This is a genomic window from Rhizobium ecuadorense, assembly GCF_001187535.1.
Lineage (GTDB): Bacteria > Pseudomonadota > Alphaproteobacteria > Rhizobiales > Rhizobiaceae > Rhizobium > Rhizobium ecuadorense.
Genome location: NZ_LFIO01000139.1, coordinates 1 through 236 on the forward strand (window position 1 = coordinate 1; position 236 = coordinate 236).

General features: G+C 63.1%; 1 pseudogene. It reads left to right on the top strand.

From position 1 onward, the window contains the following. Window position 1 precedes the first annotated feature (1 nt). A pseudogene (locus AF337_RS44990) lies at window positions 2-236 on the top strand (efflux RND transporter periplasmic adaptor subunit); the annotation flags it as partial.

Below are 236 nucleotides of genomic sequence, written 5' to 3' on the forward strand. Positions count from 1 at the left end.
CGTGGGCCTCGCGGCAGCGGCGGGTGCCGGTGCCTATTTCGTGGTTTTCGGAACCCCTAAGTCGGAGGCAGAGGCTGCGGACCCAAGGACTGCCTCGCCACTGGTCAGGGTGGCAGAGGCGACAAGGACTGAAACGGCAGAGCGATCTTTTACCGGCACGGTTGCTTCGCGAGTACAGAGCAATCTGGGCTTTCGGGTTCCGGGCAAGATCGTTCAGCGGATGGTGGATGTGGGCC